Annotated in this window: 23 protein-coding genes and 1 riboswitch; of the genes, 13 read left to right on the top strand and 10 right to left on the bottom strand. The window is 58.8% G+C overall.

Annotated features, from left to right (window positions below):
• Positions 1-23: 23 nt before the first annotated feature.
• The 6 genes from HMPREF3053_RS05715 to HMPREF3053_RS05690 all read left to right on the top strand — a co-directional run bounded on the left by HMPREF3053_RS05715 (position 24) and on the right by HMPREF3053_RS05690 (position 5,682).
• Positions 24-1,382, top strand: a complete 1,359-nt coding sequence (locus HMPREF3053_RS05715) for a 3-oxoacyl-ACP reductase (protein WP_048732093.1) — start codon at positions 24-26, stop codon at positions 1,380-1,382.
• A 53-nt stretch (positions 1,383-1,435) separates the two neighbouring features.
• Positions 1,436-2,398, top strand: coding sequence for a MaoC/PaaZ C-terminal domain-containing protein (locus HMPREF3053_RS05710; RefSeq protein ID WP_048732091.1), 963 nt, complete (start codon positions 1,436-1,438; stop codon positions 2,396-2,398).
• Between the two features lie 384 nt (positions 2,399-2,782).
• A complete protein-coding gene (gene nrdI / locus HMPREF3053_RS05705) occupies positions 2,783-3,247 on the top strand; it encodes a class Ib ribonucleoside-diphosphate reductase assembly flavoprotein NrdI (protein WP_048732089.1) in 465 nt (154 codons plus the stop codon).
• Complete coding sequence (gene nrdF / locus HMPREF3053_RS05700) at positions 3,244-4,248, top strand: class 1b ribonucleoside-diphosphate reductase subunit beta (RefSeq protein WP_080969595.1); 1,005 nt, start codon at positions 3,244-3,246, stop codon at positions 4,246-4,248. Before nrdI ends, nrdF begins: the two co-directional genes overlap by 4 nt.
• Positions 4,249-4,290: 42 nt before the next feature.
• A complete protein-coding gene (locus HMPREF3053_RS05695) occupies positions 4,291-4,866 on the top strand; it encodes an NADPH-dependent FMN reductase (RefSeq protein ID WP_016421405.1) in 576 nt (191 codons plus the stop codon).
• Positions 4,867-4,986: 120 nt separating this feature from the next.
• Entirely contained in the window at positions 4,987-5,682 is a 696-nt protein-coding gene (locus HMPREF3053_RS05690; protein ID WP_070767415.1) for a VOC family protein, read from the top strand.
• Positions 5,683-5,684: 2 nt separating this feature from the next.
• Here HMPREF3053_RS05690 and HMPREF3053_RS05685 read toward each other — a convergent pair whose 3' ends face one another.
• The 4 genes from HMPREF3053_RS05685 to HMPREF3053_RS05670 all read right to left on the bottom strand — a co-directional run bounded on the left by HMPREF3053_RS05685 (position 5,685) and on the right by HMPREF3053_RS05670 (position 11,027).
• Complete coding sequence (locus tag HMPREF3053_RS05685; RefSeq protein ID WP_070767414.1) at positions 5,685-7,664, bottom strand: vWA domain-containing protein; 1,980 nt, start codon at positions 7,662-7,664, stop codon at positions 5,685-5,687.
• A 328-nt stretch (positions 7,665-7,992) separates the two neighbouring features.
• Positions 7,993-8,922, bottom strand: a complete 930-nt coding sequence (locus tag HMPREF3053_RS05680) for an alpha/beta fold hydrolase (protein ID WP_070767413.1) — start codon at positions 8,920-8,922, stop codon at positions 7,993-7,995.
• A 190-nt stretch (positions 8,923-9,112) separates the two neighbouring features.
• The gene (gene purB / locus HMPREF3053_RS05675; RefSeq protein WP_070767412.1) at positions 9,113-10,543 is read right to left on the bottom strand and encodes an adenylosuccinate lyase; all 1,431 of its coding nucleotides are present in this window, start codon (positions 10,541-10,543) and stop codon (positions 9,113-9,115) included.
• Between the two features lie 34 nt (positions 10,544-10,577).
• Positions 10,578-11,027, bottom strand: a complete 450-nt coding sequence (locus HMPREF3053_RS05670; RefSeq protein ID WP_038626519.1) for a MarR family winged helix-turn-helix transcriptional regulator — start codon at positions 11,025-11,027, stop codon at positions 10,578-10,580.
• A gap of 259 nt (positions 11,028-11,286) precedes the next feature.
• Between HMPREF3053_RS05670 and HMPREF3053_RS05665 the strand changes: the two genes are divergently transcribed.
• Positions 11,287-12,573 (top strand): MFS transporter, encoded by a 1,287-nt coding sequence (locus tag HMPREF3053_RS05665; RefSeq protein WP_070767411.1) that lies wholly within the window; start codon positions 11,287-11,289, stop codon positions 12,571-12,573.
• Positions 12,574-12,708: 135 nt separating this feature from the next.
• Positions 12,709-13,437 carry an amino acid ABC transporter ATP-binding protein gene (locus HMPREF3053_RS05660; RefSeq protein ID WP_070767410.1) on the top strand — a complete coding sequence of 243 codons (729 nt, stop codon included), beginning with the start codon at positions 12,709-12,711 and terminating at the stop codon, positions 13,435-13,437.
• A 30-nt stretch (positions 13,438-13,467) separates the two neighbouring features.
• On the opposite strand, the gene HMPREF3053_RS11205 is transcribed toward HMPREF3053_RS05660, so the two are convergent.
• Complete coding sequence (locus HMPREF3053_RS11205; protein WP_246819383.1) at positions 13,468-13,626, bottom strand: hypothetical protein; 159 nt, start codon at positions 13,624-13,626, stop codon at positions 13,468-13,470.
• Here HMPREF3053_RS11205 and HMPREF3053_RS05655 point away from each other — a divergent pair.
• From HMPREF3053_RS05655 to HMPREF3053_RS05645, 3 genes are read left to right on the top strand one after another with little or no spacing between them, the layout of a single operon-like run.
• Complete coding sequence (locus tag HMPREF3053_RS05655) at positions 13,561-14,394, top strand: glutamate ABC transporter substrate-binding protein (RefSeq protein ID WP_246819382.1); 834 nt, start codon at positions 13,561-13,563, stop codon at positions 14,392-14,394. The two genes, HMPREF3053_RS11205 and HMPREF3053_RS05655, sit on opposite strands and share 66 nt — an antisense overlap.
• A 19-nt stretch (positions 14,395-14,413) precedes the next feature.
• Positions 14,414-15,100, top strand: a complete 687-nt coding sequence (locus HMPREF3053_RS05650) for an amino acid ABC transporter permease (protein ID WP_048733083.1) — start codon at positions 14,414-14,416, stop codon at positions 15,098-15,100.
• Positions 15,100-16,038, top strand: coding sequence for an amino acid ABC transporter permease (locus tag HMPREF3053_RS05645; protein ID WP_070767419.1), 939 nt, complete (start codon positions 15,100-15,102; stop codon positions 16,036-16,038). Before HMPREF3053_RS05650 ends, HMPREF3053_RS05645 begins: the two co-directional genes overlap by 1 nt.
• 210 nt (positions 16,039-16,248) lie before the next feature.
• Here the strand turns inward: HMPREF3053_RS05645 and HMPREF3053_RS05640 are convergent, their stop codons facing one another.
• Positions 16,249-18,060 carry a BCCT family transporter gene (locus HMPREF3053_RS05640; RefSeq protein ID WP_070767408.1) on the bottom strand — a complete coding sequence of 604 codons (1,812 nt, stop codon included), beginning with the start codon at positions 18,058-18,060 and terminating at the stop codon, positions 16,249-16,251.
• Between the two features lie 209 nt (positions 18,061-18,269).
• On the opposite strand from HMPREF3053_RS05640, the gene HMPREF3053_RS05635 reads away from it, so the two are divergent.
• Positions 18,270-19,856, top strand: a complete 1,587-nt coding sequence (locus HMPREF3053_RS05635; RefSeq protein ID WP_070595804.1) for an alkaline phosphatase D family protein — start codon at positions 18,270-18,272, stop codon at positions 19,854-19,856.
• A gap of 36 nt (positions 19,857-19,892) precedes the next feature.
• Here the strand turns inward: HMPREF3053_RS05635 and HMPREF3053_RS05630 are convergent, their stop codons facing one another.
• The 4 genes from HMPREF3053_RS05630 to thiO are packed head-to-tail and all read right to left on the bottom strand — an operon-like array spanning position 19,893 to position 23,389.
• Complete coding sequence (locus HMPREF3053_RS05630; RefSeq protein WP_049172156.1) at positions 19,893-21,092, bottom strand: ThiF family adenylyltransferase; 1,200 nt, start codon at positions 21,090-21,092, stop codon at positions 19,893-19,895.
• Positions 21,092-21,937, bottom strand: coding sequence for a thiazole synthase (locus HMPREF3053_RS05625; RefSeq protein WP_049172170.1), 846 nt, complete (start codon positions 21,935-21,937; stop codon positions 21,092-21,094). Before HMPREF3053_RS05625 ends, HMPREF3053_RS05630 begins: the two co-directional genes overlap by 1 nt.
• Before the next feature lie 29 nt (positions 21,938-21,966).
• Complete coding sequence (gene thiS, locus HMPREF3053_RS05620) at positions 21,967-22,200, bottom strand: sulfur carrier protein ThiS (RefSeq protein ID WP_049172154.1); 234 nt, start codon at positions 22,198-22,200, stop codon at positions 21,967-21,969.
• A gap of 13 nt (positions 22,201-22,213) precedes the next feature.
• A complete protein-coding gene (thiO, locus tag HMPREF3053_RS05615; RefSeq protein WP_070767418.1) occupies positions 22,214-23,389 on the bottom strand; it encodes a glycine oxidase ThiO in 1,176 nt (391 codons plus the stop codon).
• A 7-nt stretch (positions 23,390-23,396) separates the two neighbouring features.
• Positions 23,397-23,519: riboswitch (TPP riboswitch) on the bottom strand.
• A 70-nt stretch (positions 23,520-23,589) separates the two neighbouring features.
• Here thiO and HMPREF3053_RS05610 point away from each other — a divergent pair.
• Positions 23,590-24,348, top strand: coding sequence for a thiamine phosphate synthase (locus HMPREF3053_RS05610; RefSeq protein WP_070767407.1), 759 nt, complete (start codon positions 23,590-23,592; stop codon positions 24,346-24,348).
• The last annotated feature ends 187 nt before the right edge of the window (positions 24,349-24,535 follow it).

Below are 24,535 nucleotides of genomic sequence, written 5' to 3'. Positions count from 1 at the left end.
TTTACTTTCAAGGAGAATTTTCCATGACCGATAAGTACCAGGAACTCGTCAACGGTGGTCCGCTCACTGGACTGGCTAAGGCCGCTGGCCTGCCGCAGCCACCGTTCCTGCGCCGCCACAAGCCGGGCGGTCCGCTGCTGAACAACGACAAGGTGCTCGTCACCGGCGAGGGTGCAGATGCAGACGCAGTTGCAGCCCAGCTGGCTGAGTGGGGCCTGCAGGTCCGTCGTGGCACCGCCGCTGACGACAAGATTGGTGCCATTGTCCTCGTCGCCACTGAGGCCAAGCGTCCGGCAGAGCTGCAGGGCCCAGTGCTCGCTGCTGCAAAGCACATGCGCAAGCTGGACAAGGGTGGCCGCATCGTCACCGTCTCCCGCGCCAAGGATGCTCACCACAACGCAACCCCGGCCGAGATCGCTGAGAACGCTGTCGCCGGTGGTATCGAGGGCCTGATTCGCTCCCTCGGCCACGAGGTTCGTGGCGGCTCCACCGCCAACGGTATCCTCGTTGCTCCGGGTGTCTCGGTCACCGCACCGTCCGTGATTTCCTCCCTGCACTTCTTCCTCTCCGGCCGCTCGGCCTTCATCGACGGCCAGTTCCTCCGCGTCACCTCCGACGCTGGTGAGATCCCGGCCGACTGGGATAAGCCGCTGGCTGGCAAGGTTGCCGCTGTCACCGGTTCCGCCCGTGGTATCGGTGCCGCTATCGCTCGCCAGCTCAAGGCTGACGGCGCAGAGGTCATCGTCATCGACGTTCCGCAGGCTGGCGAGGCTCTGTCCAAGGTTGCCAACGAGCTCGGTGGCCTGGCTCTGCAGCAGGACATCACTGCCGACGACGCCGGCAACGCCATTGCAGATGCCGCTGTAGCTCGCTACGGCCGCCTGGACATCGTCATCCACAATGCAGGCATCACCCGCGACAAGATGTTCGCCAACATGGACGACGCCAAGTGGGGCTCGGTCATCGCCGTCAACATCGAGTCTCAGCTGAAAATGAACGAGCAGCTGCTGAACCACAAGGCCTTCGAGAAGGCTCCGCGTATTGCCACCATGGCTTCCACCTCCGGTATCGCAGGTAACCGCGGTCAGACCAACTACGCCACCTCTAAGGCCGGCGTTATCGCAATGGTCGAGGCTTACGCTGAGGAGTTCGCTAAGCGCGGCGGCAACATCAACGCTGTTGCTCCGGGCTTCATCGAGACCGACATGACCGCTGCTATTCCGTTCGTCAACCGCCAGGTTGCTCGACGCGTGAACTCGCTGCAGCAGGGTGGCCAGCCGGGCGATGTCGCCCAGGCAATCGCCTTCCTGGTCTCCGACCGCGCTCTCGGCGTCAATGGTCACGTCCTGCGCGTCTGCGGTCAGAACATCGTCGGCGCCTAAGCGAAGTCGCGGCTTCCGCATAGGCTCCCGATAAGGAGGAAAGAGGAAAACTTATGGCTAAGACCCTGGATGCCATTCCCAATCTGGTTCCGCTCTACGCCAAGGCAGCTGCTGGTTCGGCGAAGAAACGCCCGAACTCCACCGAAATCAAGGTCGATGAACTAGTGGTCAAGGGCGTCACTGTCGATGCCGACCGTGACCAGGACTTCCGCGACGTCGTTGGCGCCCCGAAGTCTGAACAGGCTTTCTTCGGCCACATCCACGCCCTAATCATGCCCATCCAGATGGAGCTAATGGCTGCGGATGATTTCCCGCTGCCGATGATGGGCCTGGTCCACACCGAGAACACCTACCGCGAAATCTCGCCTGTCACACTCGGTGGCAAAGTTGATATCGCGGTGAAGGTTGCCGCATTCCGCGCTCACCGCTCGGGCACTGAGGTTGTTCTGGAGTCAACTGTTACATCGTCCACATCCGGCGCCACCTTGGTCGAGGAGCAGTCGGTGTATCTGGCCAAGGGCGTTCGCCTGAAGGATGCCGAGGGCTTCGAAGAGGTCCAGGCACAGCGTGAGGCCATCAAGTCCGGCGCCGAGACCATCAAACGCGAGCAGTTCAAGGTTCCCTTCCCCACCGCTCAGTGGAAGCTAGCTGGCAACACTGGCCGCCAGTGGGCCAAGGTTTCCGGTGACTGGAACCCGATTCACATCACCTCTGTCTCCGCCAAGGCCCTGGGTATGCCGGCAGCAATTGCACACGGCATGTACACCGCCTCCCGCGCGCTGGCTGAGGCGCAGGTTCTGCCGGGTCAGCCATACGAGTTCCAGATTTCCTTCGGGGCACCAGTCGTTCTGCCGACCACGATCAATGTCGCCCTCACCCACACCGGTGACGGCGCGGGTGCCGCACACGATCTGACTGATGGCAGCTCCAACATTGGCCGCGCAGTCAAAATCGTCGCATGGGACCGCAAGAAGAAGCGTCCGCACTTCACCGGAAGTGTTCGCCCACTGAAGTAGTGGATTTCGCTATGCATCTGTAGTTATTCCATAACGCATTGATGCTAAGCGCTGTAGAAAAGGCCGCACTTTGGAAACCCAGTCATCTCGTTGACTGGTTCATTCCAAAGCGCGGCCTTTTTGTTTGCCCTGTTTGGCTCCGCTGAGAGGCCTCTGGAATCTACCTCCCCTCGTTGGGGAGACACCCCCGCTGCCAGCCCCGCTATCTTTCTCGCCTTGAAAAAAGATCAACTGCTGGATTTTTCTGCCGTTAATACAGAGCCGCGGCTTTACTTCTCAATTGCATTACTAAGCACGTTCAGTCTTACGTAAGCAGCACCTTGTTGACACCACGTTCACTCCTGTACGTTATTGTTCAACCCATTGAACACAGGAGGTAATTGAGTGTCTTCATCCTCGAAGACGCCGCTGACTTTCACGGAACTCCCACTGGAGGAGTCACCCAGAATCGTGTACTTCTCCAGTGCCTCTGAAAACACTCACCGGTTCGTCCAAAAGCTTGCTCAACCCGCAGCACGCATCCCGTTACATCCGCGAAAAGACGGAATGATTCGCGTCTGCAGACCATTTGTCCTGATTACACCGACTTATGGCGGCGGATGTCGTCGCCGCGCAGTACCCAAGCAAGTCATCGCTTTTCTCAACGACGAAACCAATAGGAGTTTCATCCGCGGTGTCATCACCTCGGGAAACACGAATTTCGGCACCGACTATTGCATAGCCGGAGCCATCATTTCTGCAAAATGCCAGGTCCCGGAGCTGTATCACTACGAGCTACTGGGGACAGACCACGATGTGGAGAACGTCCGAGAGGGCCTGGAAAAATTCTGGAGGAGTGCTACTTCTTGAACATCTACAGCTATTCAACTACGCCACCGTCTTTTCGGAAAGACCCATCTGCACGCCTTCGGCCAATCAACTGGAACCGAGTGCAAGATGACAAAGATCTCGAAGTGTGGAATCGCCTAACAGCAAATTTTTGGCTGCCTGAGAAAGTCCCGCTGTCCAATGACCTTGCAGACTGGCGGCGTCTCACCGATCTAGAACGCGAGCTGACTATGAAGGTCTTCACAGGACTGACCATGCTCGACACAGTGCAGGCGTCTGTCGGAGAGATTTCCCAAATTCAAGATGCCCGCACTGAACATGAAGAGGCGGTCTATACCAACATCGCTTTCATGCAAGCAGTGCATGCAAAGTCCTATTCTTCAGTTTTTTCAACGCTGTCCAATACCCCTGACATCGACGCTGCCTACCAATGGGCAGTCGGCAATGACATCCTGCAGGCACGTTCAAAAGCTGTGCTCAAACACTATTACGGTGCCGTTCCACTCAAGCGAAAGGCGGCAGCAACGCTTCTTTCGTCTTTCTCGCTTTACGCCGGTTTCTACCTCCCGCTGCACTTCGCATCACGAGGCATCCTGACCAACACCGCCGACATGGTGCGCCTGATCCTGCGTGACAAAGCTGTGCACGGCTATTACTCCGGCTACAAATTCCAGCGCGGCGTAGAAACCTACGACGCCACCACGCAAACGCAGATGAAGGCTTTCGTCTTCGAGCTTCTCGACGAGCTATACCAGCTCGAACTGAGGTACTCCGAAGCTCTATACGAGCCACTCGGGCTTTACGACGACGTTGCCAACTTCATTCGATACAACGCCAACAAAGCGCTTATGAACTTGGGATATCCGCAGCGGTTTAACCATGATGAGACCGCTTTCAAACCCGAGATTCTCGCCGCCCTCACCCCGGGATCAGATGAAAACCACGACTTTTTCTCCGGTTCCGGCTCCGCATATGTCATCGGAAAAGCCGAAGACACCGCAGACGAAGACTGGGATTTCTAAACCCGCGTCTTTCCCCATACATCCTAAGAAAGGAACATTCGCATGACTGCACAGATTTCTATCCTGGTAGGAAGCTTGCGTCGAGCCTCCTATGCACGAAAGATTGCACTCAAGGCAGCCACGTACTTCCCCGATGACTTCAAAGTCGACATCGTCGAGATTCGTGACCTCCCTCTCTACAACTTCGACTACGACGACCCCGCAGTGTCCGATATTGCGACTCCCGCGGAATACACCAGTTTCCGGGAAACCATTAAAGCCAGCGATGGCATCCTATTTGTCACCCCAGAAAACAACCGCACAATTCCTGCAGCTCTGAAGAATGCCGTTGACATCGGATCTAAGCCCAACGGTGATGTGGCATGGAAGAACCTGCCCGCGGGAATTATCAGCCACTCCGTCGGCCGTATGGGAGGTTATAGCTCTCAGAAGAACTTGCGACTCGCGCTGTCGTACTTCGACATGCCGATGCTCGGTCAGCCAGAGGTCTTCCTGGGACAATCGCCAACACTCATTGACGAACAAGGAGAATTCACGTCGTCAAGCACTGAGGACTTTGTTCGCGACTACATCAACAGATTTGCAGACCTAGTTCGCGAGCAGAGCCCACGCCACTAACTGAAATCCCCTAATCAGCGCAGCGTTACTGGGGATATCACCGTATGAAGATTCTTCACTGACTAGGATCAAACGCTGCGTTCTCTGCGCGGTTAAGCGCTCGTCGTTAGGCTCATTTTCATGACTGTTTCTATTTCGGCCGTGATCGCGCTTAACGACGACCCTCGCGCCGCTGCGCGGTTTTACGCCGAAGGTTTTCACTCCAACATCAAGCCCAACTCCACCACGCTCACCATCGGTGGGATGGACTTCGAGCTCATTGAGGACGGGAACCGCCGATTAACCCCCGCTGTGTCTTTTTTGGTGCGATTTGCCCCTGGTCAGGAAAACCAGCTGCGCAGACTGTGGGAGCATCTGATGGCGGGTGATGAAACCATCAGCGGTGGTGCTACGCTCATGCCCCTGACCAGCTACGATTTCTCGCCGCTCTTTGGCTGGTTGGTAGACGGCAATGGGGTCAACTGGCAACTGATGATTAATTCCTTAACCAGCGGGGCTGCAAGCACGGACGCTGCCGCAAAGACAGCGAATCCCGCCGTTATTCCCTACTTCATGTGGACAGGCGACGAACCACAGGCTGCCGCCGCCACCGAGGTATACAACCAACTTTTCGGGTCAGAGAATTTCATGACGCTCGACTCGCCGGGCATGCACACTTTCACCTTCGGCGACGGTGTGGCGATGCGCCTCTCCAGCGATTCTGCCGAGGAGGTCGAAAGCGCCTGCCAAGCGCTTGGCCTAACAGGCGCTGAGGTTGCCGAGGGCACGGAAGCCGTCGTCAAGCCCGATCGATTCGGCGTGTACTGGACGCTCTAGCGTTACCTACGAGTCAACGCGATTGCCGCGCCGACGACGACAGCTAACAGAACTGCACCAATAGAGAACCACATCATGTTGGAAGAGCCTTCATCCTCGTTTTCTTCGGTGCCCTTCGGATTCTGCTGGCTACTAGTCTGGGCCTCGCTACTTGGCGACTTGTGCGCGACCTGTTCAAAAGCTGGGCCCGGGATCTTCTCGCCGACCAACTCCGTGGTCAGCTGGTAAGTCACCGGGACGTTTTGAACATCCGCGACATCGTGGAATTTACCGGCGCCCCAACTGTTGTTGAAGAAGACAACGATGTACTGGTCACCATCCAGCCACGCTCTTTCAGCCTCGTAATCGCCCGACTTTTCACCATCTTCGCCGATCCGATTGCGGTAGTTAATCCGGGCCGAGTTACCAAATGTTGTCTCTTCGCCGATCTGGTGTTCATTTACCGGACGGTTTTCCTCGCTACCGGCGAGCTGGCGTGCCGAATTCAGCGTCTTGATATCCAGGCCGGAGATCTGTGCAAGCTTGTCCGCTTCTGGGGCGTCAATGAGTTTGACGGCGCCGCGGAGCTGCTGCCCATACTCGGACTTGATCTTGTACACGTGCGTCTCACCAGGAACAATGTCGGCCGTGACGCTGCTGATGTTGTCGGCAGTAAGTTCCGTGGCGTCATCGAACCACGAACCTGGGGTGACCTTCTTAGCCTGATCCGCTTCCGGTGTCGCGGGCGGAGGGGTCAAGCTCTCCTTGTCGGACGGGAACGCCTCCGGCACATCAGTCAGGTTTTCGTTGGCGAAACGCTTGATGGTTACTTCTGCAGGAATGTCCTGACCTTCGAAGGGGCCTCCTTTTCGGGCCACGGAGAACACCATATTGCCCGACTTACAGTCCCCCTCCGCTCCTCCGGACTGCTTGGTTGTTATCGATGCGAAAAAGGGGCCATTGGAGTCGATGATGCCATTGCCGAAATCATTGGCAAGGAAGCAACTGCTGTCGTCCAAATGCATAGTGAGCGCGAAGTTGCGGACATCTAGGTCCATCAAAGTCGCGCCTGACGACGCTCCCGGCACCGTGGCCGCACTAATTGCAAGCCGCTCTCCCTCAGCGACCGGGACGGAGAAGTACTCAGCACCGTCGCCTTCCTGATTACTGATGCTGCGCTCGGACTCAGGAGTCTTTTCCCGCAGCTTGGTCGAGAACGTTTCCACGTCGGCAGGCACCTGGGTAGCGCTCGTAGGAGCGTCGCCGCCCTGTATCTCTTGCGCGCTGGACTGCGCGGTGCGTGCGGTGCGGGTCGCCAGCGTCTTCATGGACTCAGCCAGCGAATCGGAGTCCTGGGCGTCTAGGTACTCGCCGCCTGTGGCCCCAGCAATGCACTCCAGTTCAGCACGTGCGCCCGCATCAACGAGGAAACCAACTGTGTTGATGACCAGATCAATGCCCTGCTGCTTGAGTTCCTTGGCTACCTCGCACACCGGTGGCGGAGCACAGGTGTCCTCACCATCGGAGACCAACACAATCGAACGTTGCCCTTCTTTCGGCAACTCATCGGCAGCCTGACGCAGCGCAGGCCCCATCGGGGTGTGGCCGGAGGCTTGGATCTTTCCTACTTCAGCAGGAATCTTCGCCGAGTTGCCAGCTTGCACGGGCAGCAGCGTGGTGATGTCCTGACAGCCAGCTTCCCGCTCCTCCGGCGAATTGCCGACTTCCGTGCCGTAGACCATGAACCCAATTTCGGAGTCCTCTGACACAGATCCCGCGAACTTACTCGTCGCGTCCTTCGCTGCCTCCATTCGGGTTTGGCCACCCGCGTCGTCGGCAAGCATTGACCCTGAAGCATCCAGGATCACCATGGTTGGCGAGATAGTACTCGCAGCCTCTTGCGCCTGTGCACGCCCTGCTGTGATTCCCGCAAAAGAGCCTACGAGCACCAGCAACATGGAAATGGTGAGCACGACCGCCGAGAGTTGTTTTGTTCTGATCATGTGGTCGGTTCCTTTTCTTCAAGCGTAAAAAAGAACGTTACCCGACAAAAGTGTGTCTGATTCTCAAGATAATGACTGGGCAGACACCAAAAAATTACGGGCTGCAAATGTGAAACTGTGCGAGTTTATGACACTTTCAGGCCATTTTTCGGGCCATTTCTGACATAAACGCAGTCAGTAACTCGGATTGACCCGCCGTCGCTGACATAAACGCAGTCAGTAACTCGCATTGAGGTAAGTATCGAAGGCGCCCACCCGCTGTCGCGCCGGTCAACACGCCGGTCGACACGCCGAGCGGACACACTTTTCGCCTATTAACCAGCTCCCCTTAGCGGGACTCCAACCACGCCAAAATGTCGGCGTAGACCTCTTCCTTATTCAACTCGTTGAGAATTTCATGGCGACCATCCGGGTAGACCTTAAAGCGCACGTCCTTCTTCCCCGCGTTCAGGTATTTACCCACGACCTCAGTCACACAGCCAGCGCCACCCGCCGGATCAATGGCACCGGAAACCACGAAAAGTGGCAGATCATCAGGCGCTTTCTCATAGGCTTCAGACGAATTCGCGTAGTGCGTGCCGACGAGAAGGTCGCGGAAAAAGGCATTGGTGGGAACGAAACCACACTTGTCGTCCGCAATATAAGCATCGACAATCTTGTGGTCGCGGGTGAGCCAATCAAACTTAGTGCGGCGCTCAAAGCCCTTGTTGTAATCAGCAAAGGTGAGGGTGTTGAGCAGCTTACCCGGCGTGGTAGGACGAATTTTAGCCAGCAGGTTTGCAACCTTCATTCCCGCATCGCCCTTAGCTCCTGGCCACGACACGGTGCCCATGATAATGACGCCGGTAAGCCCCTCGCCGTACTTGGCGATGTAGTTACGAGTCAGAAGCGACCCCATAGAGTGGCCGAGAATATAGTGCTTGCTGCCTGGGAATTCTGCATCAACGTACTGGCGCACTGCGTGGAGGTCTTCGAGAATTAGATTCCAGCCACCGTAGTCAGCGAAGTAGCCCGGGATGCCAGCATCCGTCTTGGTCATACCGTGGCCGCGATGGTCGTGCGCGACGACGGCATAGCCCTGAGATACGAGGTACTCGGCGAATTTAGCGTAGCGGTTGGCGTACTCGACCATGCCGTGGACAATCTGCACCACTCCCTTAGGAGTAATGGGCGCGCCCTTGTCATTTTCTGGGGCCCAGCGCAGCACATTCAATGTGGCACCTGGGCGAGAAAGCGAAGTCCTAACAGCCGATGTCACGTCGCGCACCTTTCGCGTAGAGGTTTCGATACTTATCGCTCATCGTACCGAGGAACTTGGCTGCTCACTGGTGGTTTCGCCAACAAACGAAGAAAAACTCTGCCACCAACGTGACAGAGTTTTTCAAAGGTACTTACGTTTGCGCGTTTCGCGTTTCGCGTTTCGCGATTCGCGCGTGACGCACGTGGAGCTACAGAATCTCGCCCGGCTTGTAAGCCGCGGCCTCTGGGTACTTGTCCACGACAGCCTGCACACGTGCAACTACACGGTCAACCTGCGATTCTGCGGCACCGATGAACGCGTGACGGTCTGCCAGAGCGTCGGCAAGCCCTGCGGCATCCAGCGGGAAACGCTCATCTGCAGCGAGACGTTCAGTGAGATTCTGCTCGGCGCCCTTTTCGCGCATATCCAGTGCGGTGGCGACGGCGTGCTCCTTGATAATCTCGTGGGCTTCCTCGCGGCCCATACCAGCGCGGACAGCTGCCATGAGGATCTTGGTGGAGGCGAGGAACGGCAGGTAGCGCTCCAGCTCACGGTCAATCATGGCCGGGAATGCACCGAACTCGGACAGGACGGTGAGGAAGGTTTCAAACATGCCGTCCATGGCGAAGAAGGCATCCGGCAGCGCAACGCGGCGGACCACGGAGCAAGAAACGTCGCCTTCGTTCCACTGAGTACCGGCGTATTCGGAGAGCATGGTCATGTAGCCGCGCAGAATGACCTGGAAACCGTGGACGCGCTCACAGGAGCGGGCGTTCATCTTGTGCGGCATGGCGGATGAGCCAACCTGGCCTTCCTTGAACCCCTCGGTGACGGTCTCATTACCGGCCATCAGGCGGATGGTGGTGGCCAGCGATGCCGGCCCTGCGCCGAGCTCGACCAGCGCGGACAGAGCGTCGAAGTCGAGGGTGCGCGGGTAAACCTGACCGACGGAGTCAAAGACGCGGTCGAAGCCGAGGCCTTCAGCGATTTCGTTTTCCAGGGAGGCCAGTGCGGACTCGTCACCGTCAAGCAGATCCAGCATGTCCTGGGCGGTGCCCATCGGGCCCTTGATGCCGCGCAGCGGGTAGCGGGAGATCAGGTCTTCTACGCGCTCGATCCCCAGCAGCATCTCGTCCGCAGCGGAGGCGAAGCGCTTGCCCAAAGTAGTTGCCTGCGCGGCGACGTTGTGGGAACGACCCGCCATGACCAGCGACTGGTACTCGGAGGCCTTCTCAGCAGTGCGGGCGGCAACGGCAACGGCCTTGTCACGCACGACCTTCAGCGACTGCAGAACCTGCAGCTGCTCGACGTTTTCAGTCAGGTCACGCGAGGTCATTCCCTTGTGAATGTGCTCGGTGCCAGCCAGGTCGCAGAACTCTTCAATGCGGGCCTTCACATCGTGGCGAGTAATACGCTCACGGGCGGCGATGGAGTCGAGGTCAACCTGGTCGATGACCTTCTCATACGCCTCGATAGTGCCCTCCGGAACCTCAATTCCGCGGGCGACCTGGGCCTTCAAAACTGCAATCCAGAGCTTGCGCTCGAGGATGATCTTGTACTCAGGGCTCCACAACTCCGCCAGAGTCGCAGAGGCGTATCGGTTAGCAAGGACGTTTGCAATCTTCTTTTTCTCAGCCACGCCCTCAAGTATTCCATGACCACGGCATCCGCGGTTATCTAGGCCATGGATGACCACGCATTTCTTCCACGCCTTCGTTGAATTTGCGCATCAATCGCACGAACTCCACGAGCTCCGAGTCCTCCCAGTCATGCGTAATGTCATCGACGGTTTTCTTACGCGCCTCGATTTCCCGGTGCAGCAGCTCTAGCCCCTTGTCGGTCGCGCTATGCACCTTCGCGCTTGACGACGGCGCGGGTCTCTTCGCGATATACCCCTGCCGCATGGCGGCGGCCAGCTGGCGGTGCACCGTAGAAATGTCCAGCCCCAGCGCATCGGAAAGCTCGGCGACCGTCATATCCGGCTGCGCTTCCAGTCGTGCCAGTAGTGCTGCGGCGGAGCGATCCAACAGGATGTCCTTGCGATGTGGTCGGTAGCCGCTGGAGCTCACCCGGGATAGCAGCATGTTCTCGTAAACGAGCGCGGCTAGGTCGTCGTTTCGCACGATGGCAGTCAATCCTCTTGTCGCCTATATGTCGGCCCTTTAATGGGCCTGCGAGATGTATCTGTTTGCTGAACAGCTCCTATTCTAGCGCGCCGCGGATGGGGTTAAGGCCGAAAAAGCGCGTTTGCATCATACAAACCAATTGTTATAATTCGACCCCTAACTGCATTTTTGCACGATACAAATGCCGGGAAGCAGTTTTGCCACAGCACTAATTCCACGATCGTTTTCAAACGAGAAAAGAGACCGTATTTTCAGCATGACAACGCATACGACCACGCAGAAGAGGCGCAGACAGTACAAGCAGGACGAGCAGCACGGGCAAGACAGGCTCTTCTCCCCCGCGTTCATCATCAGCTGGCTGATTAACTTCAGCATGTACCTGGTGTTCTACCTTTCAATCACAGTCATGGCGCTCTACGCCGTCCAGCGCTTCTCCGCCTCAGATGCCGCCGGTGGCTTCGCTGCCAGTTCTTTCGTGGTCGGCGCCACCATCGCGCGTCTCTTTTCCGGCTACTTAGTGGACACCTTCGGTGGTCGCAGAATCATGCTTGGCTCGCTCGCTGTCATCGTGGCAGCCTGTGCCGCCTACATTTGGGCCGCATCCCTGCCAGTCCTGATTGCAATCCGCATCATCCACGGCCTGACCTACGCATTAGCTTCCACCGCCGTGATGGCCGCCGCCCAGACCGCTATTCCGGCTTCGCGCCGCGCAGAGGGAACTGGCTATATCTCGCTCGGCACCACCCTGGCCACCGCGATTGGCCCAGCTCTCGGCCTAGCCTTTATTGGCTCAGTCGGCTACAGCGTCCTCTTTGCCACAGCCCTCGGCCTGTCCATTGTCGGACTGGTGCTGGCACTCGTTCTGCCACAACACAACGGGCCCACCACTGCGGCAACCAAAGCCGAGGCCACCGAGGATTCGTCGGCAAGCGAAACGAAGCGCACATTTTCCTTCGATGACATCATGACGCCGCGAGTGGTGCCGATCGGCCTATTCATGCTGCTCATCGGCCTGGCGTATGCGGGCGTGATTACATTTTTGAACCGATACTCTCAGCTGAGCGGCCTGGCTAGGGGCGCCAGCTTCTTCTTCATCGCCTATGCGGTGGCGATGATGGCAGCACGCTTCTCGCTGGGACGCCTACAGGATCGCCGCGGCGACAACCCGGTAATTGCCATCGGCCTGGTGTGCTTCACCATCTCACTGCTTGTTCTGGCGTTCGCAACCGCTGACTGGCACGTCATCGCCGCTGGCGCGCTCTGCGGCCTGGGCTACGGCACGCTGATGCCGGCGTGCCAGACCATCTCCGTGCACCTGGCGCCGGCGCACAAGTTGGGCACGGGTATCTCGACGCTGCTCTTGCTTGTCGACGCAGGCATCGGCCTTGGCCCAATCGTGTTGGGCTCGGTAGCTGCCACGATTGGCTTCGACAAGATGTACGCAGGCCTGGCGGTTGTAGTGGTTCTCGCGGCCGTTTTCTACTGGTTCGTACATGGCCGCAAGCCTGTTGCGCAGCGCCATCACGTAAATATTCAGAACTAATTGGTGTGCAGCCACTATTAATTGGTGTGCAGTCACTTTTCACAGGTGAATATCGGACAAGGAACACCGATAGCGGTTATGTGCGGTGAGTCACCTATACTTTCCCCCATGACTGAATCATCCACACCACAGAGCATGATTTCGATTGCCGGGGTGAACAAGCACTACGGCGATTACCACGCTTTGCGCGACATCAACCTGGAAATCCCAGCTGGTCAGGTCGTAGTTATCCTCGGCCCCTCCGGCTCTGGTAAATCCACACTGTGTCGAACCATCAACCGCCTGGAAACCATCGACAGCGGCGAAATTCGCATCAACGGCAAGCTTCTCCCAGAAGAAGGTAAGGAACTCACCCGTCTGCGGGCTGAGGTTGGCATGGTTTTCCAGCAGTTCAACCTCTTCAGCCACATGACCATTCGGGACAACGTCACGCTGGCCCCGCTGAAGGTCCGCAAGATCTCCAAAGCCGAGGCCCGCGAGCGTGCGGACAAGCTGCTCGCCCGTGTCGGCATTGCGGAACAGGCCGACAAGTACCCGGCCCAGCTCTCCGGCGGCCAGCAGCAGCGCGTCGCCATCGCCCGCGCCCTGGCCATGGACCCGAAGGTCATGCTTTTCGACGAGCCCACCTCCGCGCTCGACCCGGAAATGATTAACGAGGTCCTCGATGTCATGACCGACCTGGCCAACGGCGGCATGACCATGGTCTGCGTCACCCACGAGATGAGCTTCGCCCGCCGCGTAGCCGACCGCATCCTGTTCATGGCCGACGGTGCGATTGTCGAAGACACCGACCCGGAGACCTTCTTCACCAACCCGCAGAGCGATCGCGCCAAGGACTTCTTGGCCAAGATCGTCGGGCACTAGGCGAGGCTGGTCACCATGAAGTTTTCACTATTACGAGGAGGCCAGGGACGCAGTCGCAACCGGGGCCGCCGAGGCGTCGTCGGCAAGCGAGTTGCGGCGGCTGTCGTAGCTGTTGCCACGACAATGAGCCTCGCGGCCTGCGGTAGCGGCGGACCCCGAAACCTGCTGGCCGATATCGAGTCTGGGCACGTGACGTTGGGCACGAAGTATGACCAGCCGGGTCTCGGTGAGCGCACCCCGGATCGCGAGTTCGCGGGCGTCGATACTGATGTCTCCCGCTACGTCATTGAGTACATCGCCAACAAGAACGGTTGGGACGTGCCCGAGATGGAGTGGCGCGAGACCCCGTCCGCTCAGCGCGAGACGCTGATCAATAACGGCGAGGTCAACATGATCGCCGCCACCTACTCCATCAACGCTGGCCGCCTGGCGGCGGTTGACTTCGCCGGCCCGTACCTGGTCACGCACCAGGCACTGTTGGTGCGCGGTTCCGAGGGCATCCAGGGGCTTGACGACGTCGCCCCGGGCACTCGCCTGTGCTCTGTTTCCGGTTCCACCCCAGCGCAGAAGGTCAAGGACGCTCTGCCGGAGGTGCAGCTACAGGAGTTCGATACTTACGCCGCATGCGCCGAAGGTGTGAAGCAGGGCGTGGTCGATGCTGTGACCACCGATGCGACTATTCTCGCGGGCTTCGCCCAGCGCTACAAGGAGCGCTTCGGCGATGACTTCCGCGTGGTCGAGCTGCGCAACCCCGATGGCTCCTACTGGACCAACGAGTACTACGGCATCGGCCTGCCCAAGGGCGATGATGCCAGCCGTGAGGCCATCAACGAGGCGCTGGAATCGCTGTACGACACCGGTGAACTGCAGAAGATCCTGAAGAAGCACTTGGGCGACAAGTTCGAGCTCGACGACAAGCCGGCAATCGGCGATTTGTCGTTCGTAGAGAAGAAGTAGGAAGGGGTGCGAGCAAACAATGAATCCAGAACTATGGAGTGAAATGGGGCCGGAACTGCTTCCGGCTTTCTGGGTAACCATCAAACTGACGATTGCCTCGGCAATTGGTTCCCTGATCTTTGGCACGCTTCTCACCGCTATGCGCGTGAGCCCCGTGGGAATCCTGCGTACCCTGTCGACCTGGTACATCAACATCGTCCGCAATACGCCGCTGACGTTGATTGTCCTGTTGGCCTCGATGGGCCTCTACTACAACTTGGGCCTGCTGCTGGCTGCGGAGAATGACTCCTTTATTGTCAAGCAGAACTTCCGCCTGGCGGTGCTGGCGTTTGTTGCCTACACCTCGTGCTTTGTCGCGGAGTCCCTGCGTGCCGGTATTAATACTGTGCCATTCGGGCAGGCCGAAGCCGCCCGCTCCCTGGGGCTAAGCTTCGGCCAGAGCTTCCGCTACATCATCTTCCCGCAGGCATTCCGCGGCGCTATCGTGCCGCTCGGCAATACCCTGATTGCACTGACGAAGAACACCACGATTGCTTCGGTCATCGGTGTGGCTGAAGCGTCGCTGCTGATGAAGACCATGACCGAAAACTACGCCAGCGATATCCTGATTATCTTCGGCATCATCGCTGTCGGCTTTATTATTCTGACTCTGCCGACCGGTCTGTTCTTCGGCTGGGCTGGCAAGCGATGGGCGGTGAAGCGCTAATGGCTACTCGCGCAACAGTTCTTTACGACGCGCCAGGCCCCAAGGCTCAGCGCTTCAACCGAATTCTCACCTGGATCGTGGCCGCAATCACCGTTGCGTTCATCGCCTGGGTGGGAATGAAATTGGCCGACAAGGGCCAGTTCGAGGCCAATAAGTGGTCGTTCTTCCTCGAATCCACAACCTGGACCACATACATACTGCCCGGCCTGGTCAGCACCATTGTCGCGGCTGTCGTCTCTATTATTCTGTCGCTGGTGATTGGCGCTCTCCTGGGCGTCGGCAGGCTGAGCCCGGTCGCGCCGGTGCGCTGGCTGTGCTCGGTGATTGTCGAGTTTTTCCGCGCCATCCCGGTGCTGGTGCTCATGCTGTTTGCCTACTCGGTGTTCGCCATCTGGCAGCTGTTCCCGTCGAATTACCTCGGCTTTGCCGCTGTTGTGTTTGGTCTGACCATGTACAACGGATCTGTGATTGGCGAGACACTGCGCTCCGGCATCGAGTCGCTGCCAAAGGGCCAGCGAGAAGCCGCGATTGCGCTGGGTCTTTCCCACCGCCAGACGATGGTCACCATTTTGCTGCCGCAGGCAGTCGCCGCCATGTTGCCGGCGATTATCTCGCAGATGGTCATTGCGCTGAAGGACTCCGCGCTGGGTTACATGATTGGCTACGTCGAGGTTGTCCGCTCTGGTCGCCAGCTTGGCGAGTACTACGGCGCCATGATCCCAGCGCTGGTCGTCGTGGCGATCATTCTGATTGCTATCAACTTCGGTCTGGCCAACCTTGCCGAACGCATCGAAAGCCAGCTCCGCGCCGGTCGTGCCCGCCGCAACATCATTGCGAAGGTCCCGCAACAGCCCGACGTCGGTGTCACCACCAAGGACCAGGCCAACGTGGATTGGCACGACGAGGACTACAAGGACCTCCGAGGCACCCACGAGTAAAGCTGATCACGGCTTTACGCCGCATTCGCTTTACGACGAATACAGCGACGCCGCCCACGGAAACTACTTTTGGTTTCCGCCGGGCGGCGTTTTCTTCGTTGGCTTTGCTTCGCTCCTATCGATGAGCTACTCACTGATGGACAGGCTCCAGTGCATCGATAGGTGAATAGCGTGGCCACAAGTGCCGGGCACTACTGCGACCGCACTCTCCTACGACTCAGACTTGGTCCCCGACTCCTCTGGCCCCTCCGATTCCGACTTTTCGCCAGACTCAAACTCACCTTCAACGACCACATCGGACTGAATAACCAAACGTCCGTCTTCATCGTGGGTGTATTCAAAGCGCGGGAGTTCGTTGCCCTCTTCGTCGTAGCCCGGCGCGGGCGCTGCTTCGTGCTTCTCCAGCTTCTCCGGAGTGTCGGTCTTGCTCCACTGTCGCGTGACCGGCTTGCGCACGGCCATATGGTCATCGCTCATGCCCTTGACCAGGGAGTACATCATGATGAAGTGGAGGAAGAAGAACGGCACACCAATGACAATCACCGCGGATTGCAGCGCTTCCAGTGCAGTTTCACCAGAAATCAGCAGCAGAGAAGCTGCCACAGCACCAATCATGATGCCCCACAGGACTCGGTAGAAGGTCGGAGCCTTGTTTTCCTCACCGGTGGACATCATGTCCATGACCATCGAAGCCGAGTCGATGGAGGTGACGAAGAAGATCATGATCACAAAGAGTGCAAACACGCTGACAAGCGTTGTCAGCGGGTACTGCTCCAACAGAATAAAGAGTGCCGGTGAGGGGTCTCCGCCTTCGACAACTGGTTCAGTCAGAATTCCTGGCTGCTCGTTTTCCAGTTCAAAACCTGCACGACCGAAGATGGAGAACCACAGAATCGACACGATTGTCGGCAGTGCAATCACACCGGCAATGAACTGGCGGACTGTACGTCCACGGGAAATACGCGCGATGAACATGCCCACAAATGGCGACCAGCAGATTGTCCAGGCCCAGTAGAAGACCGTCCAGGCACCCTGCTTCCAATTCGGGTTGACGTCGTAGGAGTCAGTCCAGAACATGACGCGCGGCAGCGCATCCAAGTAGACACCCGCCGTATCGACGGTCTGGCGCAGCAGCGTCAAAGTCGGGCCCATCAGCAGCACGAAGACCATCAATCCCATGGCGGCCCAAATATTGGCATTGGACAACACCTTAATGCCCTTGTCCAGCCCGCGAGCCACGGAAATCGAGGCAATCACAATAATGATGGCAATCAGAATGAGCTGCACCATCGAGTTTTCCGGGGTACCGATTACACGAGCAGCACCGGAGTTAATCTGCAGCGCACCCATGCCCACCGATACCGCGATACCGACAACCGTACCGATGATGGCGACGGCGTCGATAAGCTTGCCCGGCCATGAGTAAATGCGGGCACCGAGCAGCGGCGCGAAGATGGAGGAGACGCGCGGCGGCAGGTGACGCTTGTAAATGAAGTACCCCAGCGCGAGCCCCGGCAGCGCCATGATGACCCACATGTGAATACCCAGGTGGTAGATGGTAAATGCCATCGCAGTGTTCTGAGCTTCGCGGCTCATCGGCTCTTGACCGAACGGCGGGTTGTAAGCGTGGTTGAGCGGTTCAGCCACGCCCCAGAACATCAGCATGGAGCCAGTACCACCGGCGAAGAGCATGCCGAACCACTCGGCGATGGTGTATTCGGGCTCTTCGTCATCATCGCCAAGCTGGATGCGTCCGTAGCGGGACACAAACAAGCCGATGAGGAAGATAAAGCTTGCCGAGACACCACCGATGAACAGCCAGCCCATGTTAGACGTAACCCAATCGGAAGCGGCCGAGTAGGCATCCCGAGCGGTATCCCCCAGCGCTATGGTCACTGCCACAAAGAGGACAATGAAACCCATCGCCGTCGTGAAGATCAACGGGTCGGTCGGCAGGTTCTTAAGAAAACCGCCCGACTTCTTTTCTTGCGTTTTTACTTGTGGCGTTTGTGTAGATCCCATTATCGGGGTCAGCGCCTTTCACTTCTAGATTGTTTGTCTCAGAAAAGACAGCTCGGAAGACACATTCCTCCCAAGTCGGTTATCTACGTTACAAAAGGAAGCCCAGTCATTCTCAATAACTAAGCCTTTGTTCTGTAATTGCGACTTTTTCCTTCGAGTTCACGCTGGTTTAACTGAACGTCAAAGTGGAAAACCTATCGTTCGACTCCATGCAGCTTTCCCGTCGCAGCGCTCTACGTTTAGGCGCATCCACCGCACTTGCCACTTCAGTCACGCTCGCTCATGCCTCTAGAGCTGCGGCTTCAGCTACACCGGGTTCGCCGTCACTGGCCTCCCCAGGGTTACTGCGTTCTCGGCCACAGCTCACCCACGGCGTTGCAAGTGGCGATATCCGCGGCGACGGCGCATTGATTTGGGCTCGCTCAGACCGCCCCGCCCATATGGTGGTTGAAACTGCTGCAACTGAGAGCTTCCAGAATGCCAAGGTATTCCGCAGTAACTCTCTGTTAACTCCAGACACTGACGGCACCGGACGTCTACGTGTCGTCGGTCTCGAACCGGGGCAGGAAATCTTCTATCGTGTCACGCTCGAAGAGGCAGATACTGGAATCTGCTCTGATCCCGTTATCGGCACCTTCCGTACTGCCCCCAACCGCGCATCCAACATCCGCCTGCACTGGTCCGGCGATGTCGCAGGACAGGGTTGGGGAATTAACGACGAGATCGGTGGCTACACCGGCTTTTCCACCATGCTGGAGCGCAATCCAGACCTATTCATTCACTCAGGCGACACCTGCTACGCCGACGGTCCGCTGGAGGAATCCGTCACGCTTTCCGACGGCACTGTGTGGCACAACCATGTCACTCCGGCCAAATCCAAAGTTGCTGAAACCCTCGAGGATTATCGCGGCCAGTACTCCTACAACCTCATGGACAAGAACTACTTGGCCTTCAATGCGCAGGTTCCGCAGCTGGTCCAGTGGGATGACCACGAAACAGTCAACAACTGGTACCCCAACGAAGTCCTAGACGATGATCGCTATACCGAGCGCGATGTCAACACCCTGGCCAAGCGCGCCTACCAGGCTTTCCATGAGTGGCAGCCACTTGATCAGCAAATGGCTGTTGATGGGCGCGTATACCGCAAGGTTTCCTACGGCCCTTTGCTAGACATCTTCATCCTGGATATGCGCAGCTACAAGGGAGAAAACACTTCCAATAATCCGCGCTCGACAACCGAAGAACCAATCCTTGGCGAAAAGCAGACAAACTGGTTAATCGACTCCCTCAAGGACTCCCGCGCGACGTGGAAGATTATTGCCAATGACCTACCGCTTGGAATCATTGTCCCCGACGGCGACGATGGTGACCAAGAAAGCGTATCCAATGGTGCCGCCGGTACGCCTGCAGGCCGTGAGCGTGAAATCGCTCGCCTGCTCAGCGCCATTAAAGATGTTTCAAATGTCGTTTGGCTCACCGCCGATGTGCACTACACCGCGGCTCACCACTACAGCCCCGAGCGCGCACAGTTCACTGACTTCGCGCCCTTCTGGGAATTCGTCTCCGGTCCTCTCCACGCGGGCGCTTTCGGCCCCAACGAAATGGATCCGACCTTCGGGCCGAAGGTGGAATACGTCCACGCTCCGGGTAAGGACAACGCCAACGCCGACCCCACGCAGGATTTCCAACACTTCGGTGAAGTCGACATTGACGGCGACTCGCGTGAGATGACTGTCCGTTTGCTCACCACCCGTGGCACCGAGTTGTGGTCGACGACACTGAAGCCACAGGCGTAAGCACACTGTTCAACTGGGCATGGCGGTAGCTGCTAATTAGTGCGTTCCACCACGCTTTACGACGGTCTCCTGCCCCGCAGCCTGCCAGGCCACAATACCTCCGTCCAAGTTGATGAGCTCCGGCGTGGCACCATCAGTCTCGACCTCACCAGCCAGCAGCTCAATTGCCTGCTGCGAACGGGCACCCGAGTGGCAGTGAATGACAACTCGTGGGGAGTTCGGCTGGAGGTTCCGCTCAGCCCACGCTTCGCGAATCGCAGCCCACCTACGGCTGCGAATTTCGCCGAGCGGTACAAGCACCGATCCGGCAATGGCGGCCTCTGCATACTCTTCGGGCTCGCGTACATCGATAAGAGGCACGCCCTCGGCGAGAAGCTCACGCACTGCATGAGGACCAACGCTGCGCACATTCTGCTCCGCGCCGTCTTCATTTTCCGACCACGATGCTGCGCACACCTGCGCAATTTCGGTCAGGTCGGAAACGGGTTCGCGCTCCGGGTCGGTTGCAAAGGACAGTGTGCGGGTGGTTGCCTCCAAAGCGTCGATAAGCACGAGCTTGCCGACGGCGGCCTTGCCGACACCGGTGAGCACCTTGATTGCTTCGACGACCATCATGGAACCAATCTGACCGACCATTGCGCCGAGAACCCCACCTGCGGCGCACGACGGCACGGAGCCGGGGTCGGGGATGTCGGGGTAGAGATCGCGAAGCATGGGACCGCAGCCCGGCCAGAACACAGACAGTTGCCCTGCAAACTGCAGGATTGTGGCCCAGACCAGCGGGGTTCCGGTCAGCTCCGCAGCATCGGAAGACAGATAGCGGGTGGCGAAATTGTCCGCGCCGTCGAGCACTACATCGTGAGTGGCGAAGAGCTCCTCAGCATTGTCGACGCTTAACCTGCCGACGATTGCGGTCACCGATGCCTCGGAGTCAAGGCGCCGCACGGCATCCGCGGCAGATTCGGCCTTCGGGCGACCAATGTCGGACTCACGGTGAATGACCTGGCGCTGAAGATTGGACTCGTCGACCACGTCATCGTCAATGATGGTGATGTGCCCGACCCCTGCCCCGGCCAGGTACAACAGCGCAGGCGATCCCAAGCCACCAGCTCCGATGACGAGGACGCGGGAGGCTCGCAAAGTTCGCTGCCCCTCGGCACCAAAGCCCGGAAGTGTTAGGTGCCGGGCGTACCGGCGCAGGTCGCGGTCCGAAAGATTGACCCCCTGCTCAGCCATTACAGAGAATCCTGCTCGCGTGCGCCGCTGACGCGCTCAGTGATGATGCCCTCAAACGACGAGCTCGCCTGGGCTAGTCGACGCCGTGGAATGCGGCCGGACTCGCGAGCAGTCAGTCCTGCCTCAACGCCGAAGCGCATCGCCGTGGCCATGCCCACCGGATCATGTGCACGGGTCACTGCGGATGCCAACAGCACTGCATCGCAGCCAAGCTCCATCGCCTGAGCTGCCTCAGACGCGGTACCGATGCCCGCATCCAGGATGATGGGCACATTCGCGCGGTCCACAATCAGCTCGATGTTGTGTGGGTTAAGAATGCCCAGACCAGTGCCAATCGGCGAGCCCGCCGGCATGACAGCTGCACAGCCCAGATCTTCCAGCCGCTTGGCCAGCGCCGGATCGTCGTTGGTGTAGGCGAAAACGACGAAGTCGTCAGCTACCAACTGCTCCGCTGCCGCAACCAGCTCGACCGGGTCCGGCAGCAGCGTGTCCTCGTCGGCGATGACCTCGAGCTTTAGCAGATTGGTCTCCAGCGCCTCGCGGGCCAACTGCGCAGTCAGCACCGCGTCACGAGCGGTATAGCACCCCGCAGTATTCGGCAGCGCCGCAATATTGTTGCGCTGCAGAATCTCAAAAACGTTCTGCTTCGTGCCGGGCGTAAAGCGGCGCATCGCCACCGTAGTCAGCTCGGTGCCCGAAGCCACCAGCGCGCGCTCCAGCGTATCCATGCTGGTCGCACCGCCAGTTCCCATAATCAGACGGGAGTTCAACTCCAGCCCGCCAATGCGCAGCGGTTCGCGTGTAAGTCCGCTCGCCGCCCCAGTTTCATTTTCCTGCGCGGACATGTTTGCTTGTGCGGAATTCGCGGTCATCTCTAGCCTCCCTGAACTGCTGTCACGATGTCGATTGCACCTGTCACGGGCGTGCTCGCCCACTTGGCTCGCGGGATTACCGCACCATCCACGGCTACCGCGATTCCCAGGCGGGTGCCGTCCGCGGCAGTGCCGTCGTCGTTAAGCGCGTGCCCCGTGTGCTTTGCGACGAGATCTGCGACCATCTCCCCCGCAGCCGGTGTGTAGCCTTCGCCATTGAGTGTTGTGGTGGACATAAGCGAGCCTCCTCTAATCGCTGAAGCGGAATGGATTGACGGCGGAAAGAAGCGCCGGGTCGTTGTCAGTTTCCCGACCTGCGACGACATCGGCCGTGAGCTTGGAGCCGATGGCCGTAAGCAGAATGCCGTGACGGAAGTAGCCGGTGGACACGGTCAGTCCTGGAGCCACGCGACCAATCATGGGGACATCGTCTGGGGAACCAGGCCGGGCGCGGGCGGTCATCTCGTAGATTTCGCAGTCGAGAATGCCGGGCACCAGGCGGTATGCGTCGCGGAGTAGCTGGTGGACTCCTTCGGCGGAGACGCCGGTCAGGTCATCTTCACGCGAGGTTGCGCCGAGCACGACGGTGCCGTCGGCACGCGGGACGATATAAACCGGACGCCCCTGAACCACACCGCGAATAGTGCGAGTGACCAGTGGCTGCAGGCGCTCCGGTACACGCAGACGCAGCACATCTCCATAGACCGGGCGCAGCGGCAGATTCAGATTCTCCGGCAGACCGGCCATATCGGCGGTGTTCAGCCCCGCAGCCAGAACGACCTCATCGGCGAGGTAGTCATTTCCGTCCGTGCCGCGCAGCCCAATGGCTTGGCGGGGGTCGGCATCGGAAGCGTAAATAACCTCTTCCGCGCGGGTGCGGATGACGCGGTCTCCCAGAATGGTCAGCAACGCTTCGGCGAGCAGACGCGGATTGACCTGGTGATCTCCCGGAATATCCACCGCACCAACACAGCCCGGCCCCAGTGCCGGTTCTGCCCGGTGCGCCTCGGTGGCGGTGATGCGGTTGATCTCCATGCCCATGTCATGCTGCAGCTCAACGAGCTCGCTGAGTGTCTGCCGGTCAGCGGCATCGCCCGCACAAACAAACGTGGAATTCTCGATATAGCCAACATCGTGGCCCGATTCCTCGGCGATGGCCTGGGCAAAGTCGCGGTAGAGCTTGCCCGATTCCACCATCAGCGGATACAGCGTCGGCTGATCCCACACGACTTCGGCAACCGGCGCCAGCATGCCAGCCGCGGCGAAGGTTGCGCCGGAAACGGGCTCGGCATCGAGGACGGTCACATCGAATCCCTGGCGGAGTAGTCTCCATGCCGTCGCCAAGCCGATAATGCCCGCGCCTGCGATAACAACGCTCGACGACGTATCCCCTGTGCCACCCTCACTTGTCGAGGCAGCACCCATAGCGGCAGCATCCACTGCCATTCCTCCCTCCGGCGGCATAACCCGCATCAGGTAAAAGCGGTCGGCGTTACTCGCCCTCTCAGCCAGCGGCATCTCATCGATACCGAGTACGGCTCCCGCGGAACGTGGTACTCCCCCATCATATGACTTCGGGCTCTCCGTCACGACACCGCATCCTCAACCTCGCCTAACATGGGGACATGAACGCCTCATCAGCTGCCACTCGCACAACACGACGCGCCCTGCTTGCCGACGCCCGCCTGTACCTCTGCACCGACTCGCGCGCATCCCGCGGTGATCTGCGTGAATTCCTGCACGCCTGTTACGAAGGCGGCACCGACATCATCCAGCTGCGCGACAAGAAAGTCGACACCCGCGACGAGATTGCCGCTGTGGAGACCCTCGCCGAGGTCGCCGCTGAACACGGCAAGCTCTTCGCCGTCAATGACCGCGCCGACATTGCCGCGCTGACCGGCGCAGACATTCTGCATGTGGGCCAGGAAGACCTCACGACCGAGCAGGCCCGCCAGATCGTTGGCCCCGAGGTTCTCATCGGCCGGTCCAACCGAAATCTGGACATGTTCGCCGCCTCACTTGCCGACGATGGCATCGATTACGCGGTAATCGGTCCGGTTTATGCCACCCCGACGAAGCCCGACCGTCAGCCCGTCGGAGTCGAGATGGTCAGTGAGGCTGCGGCACTGGTGCGGAGAGTGCGGGCACAGGGATCAGCGGAGTCCCACCAGGATTCCGTGGCCGATATTGTGCGCCCACACGACCGCGGCGCAAGTGACCCCGTCAAGCCATGGTGGGCAATCGGCGGTATCAACGCCGAGACCGCTGGTGAAGTTATCGCCGCTGGTGCGGAGCGCATTGTGGTGGTTCGCGCACTGACCGAGGCAGAAAATCCGGAAGAGGCAGCGCGTGCTTTGCGCGCTGTGGTTGCGGGCGGTCGCTGAGTTTCATGGGTTAATAGACAAAAGTGTGGGTTAATAGGCAAAAAGTGTGTCCGCTCGGCGTGTCGCTGGGTGGGCACCATTTGCTATCTAGCCCTACTTTGCCCCAATGCGAGTTAGTGACTGCGTTTATGACAAAATTGGCCCAAAAATGGCCGGTAGGGTCAGGCGGTCATTGCATCATGGATAA

Origin of the sequence: Corynebacterium sp. HMSC064E07 (assembly GCF_001815745.1) — a bacterium.
Classification (GTDB): domain Bacteria; phylum Actinomycetota; class Actinomycetes; order Mycobacteriales; family Mycobacteriaceae; genus Corynebacterium; species Corynebacterium jeikeium_D.
Note: the sequence above shows the minus strand (reverse complement) of the source record. Positions and strands in the feature narration are given on the sequence as shown.

Excerpts from the sequence above, each read along its gene's own strand:
- HMPREF3053_RS05715 (WP_048732093.1), top strand. The coding sequence starts at position 24 with ATGACCGATAAGTACCAGGAACTCGTCAACGGTGGTCCGCTCACTGGA.
- HMPREF3053_RS05710 (WP_048732091.1), top strand. The coding sequence starts at position 1,436 with ATGGCTAAGACCCTGGATGCCATTCCCAATCTGGTTCCGCTCTACGCC.
- HMPREF3053_RS05695 (WP_016421405.1), top strand. The coding sequence starts at position 4,291 with ATGACTGCACAGATTTCTATCCTGGTAGGAAGCTTGCGTCGAGCCTCC.
- HMPREF3053_RS05690 (WP_070767415.1), top strand. The coding sequence starts at position 4,987 with ATGACTGTTTCTATTTCGGCCGTGATCGCGCTTAACGACGACCCTCGC.
- HMPREF3053_RS05685 (WP_070767414.1), bottom strand. The coding sequence starts at position 7,664 with ATGATCAGAACAAAACAACTCTCGGCGGTCGTGCTCACCATTTCCATG.
- HMPREF3053_RS05665 (WP_070767411.1), top strand. The coding sequence starts at position 11,287 with ATGACAACGCATACGACCACGCAGAAGAGGCGCAGACAGTACAAGCAG.
- HMPREF3053_RS05660 (WP_070767410.1), top strand. The coding sequence starts at position 12,709 with ATGATTTCGATTGCCGGGGTGAACAAGCACTACGGCGATTACCACGCT.
- HMPREF3053_RS05655 (WP_246819382.1), top strand. The coding sequence starts at position 13,561 with ATGAGCCTCGCGGCCTGCGGTAGCGGCGGACCCCGAAACCTGCTGGCC.
- HMPREF3053_RS05650 (WP_048733083.1), top strand. The coding sequence starts at position 14,414 with ATGAATCCAGAACTATGGAGTGAAATGGGGCCGGAACTGCTTCCGGCT.
- HMPREF3053_RS05645 (WP_070767419.1), top strand. The coding sequence starts at position 15,100 with ATGGCTACTCGCGCAACAGTTCTTTACGACGCGCCAGGCCCCAAGGCT.
- HMPREF3053_RS05640 (WP_070767408.1), bottom strand. The coding sequence starts at position 18,060 with ATGGGATCTACACAAACGCCACAAGTAAAAACGCAAGAAAAGAAGTCG.
- HMPREF3053_RS05635 (WP_070595804.1), top strand. The coding sequence starts at position 18,270 with ATGCAGCTTTCCCGTCGCAGCGCTCTACGTTTAGGCGCATCCACCGCA.
- HMPREF3053_RS05630 (WP_049172156.1), bottom strand. The coding sequence starts at position 21,092 with ATGGCTGAGCAGGGGGTCAATCTTTCGGACCGCGACCTGCGCCGGTAC.
- HMPREF3053_RS05625 (WP_049172170.1), bottom strand. The coding sequence starts at position 21,937 with ATGTCCGCGCAGGAAAATGAAACTGGGGCGGCGAGCGGACTTACACGC.
- thiS (WP_049172154.1), bottom strand. The coding sequence starts at position 22,200 with ATGTCCACCACAACACTCAATGGCGAAGGCTACACACCGGCTGCGGGG.
- thiO (WP_070767418.1), bottom strand. The coding sequence starts at position 23,389 with ATGGGTGCTGCCTCGACAAGTGAGGGTGGCACAGGGGATACGTCGTCG.
- HMPREF3053_RS05610 (WP_070767407.1), top strand. The coding sequence starts at position 23,590 with ATGAACGCCTCATCAGCTGCCACTCGCACAACACGACGCGCCCTGCTT.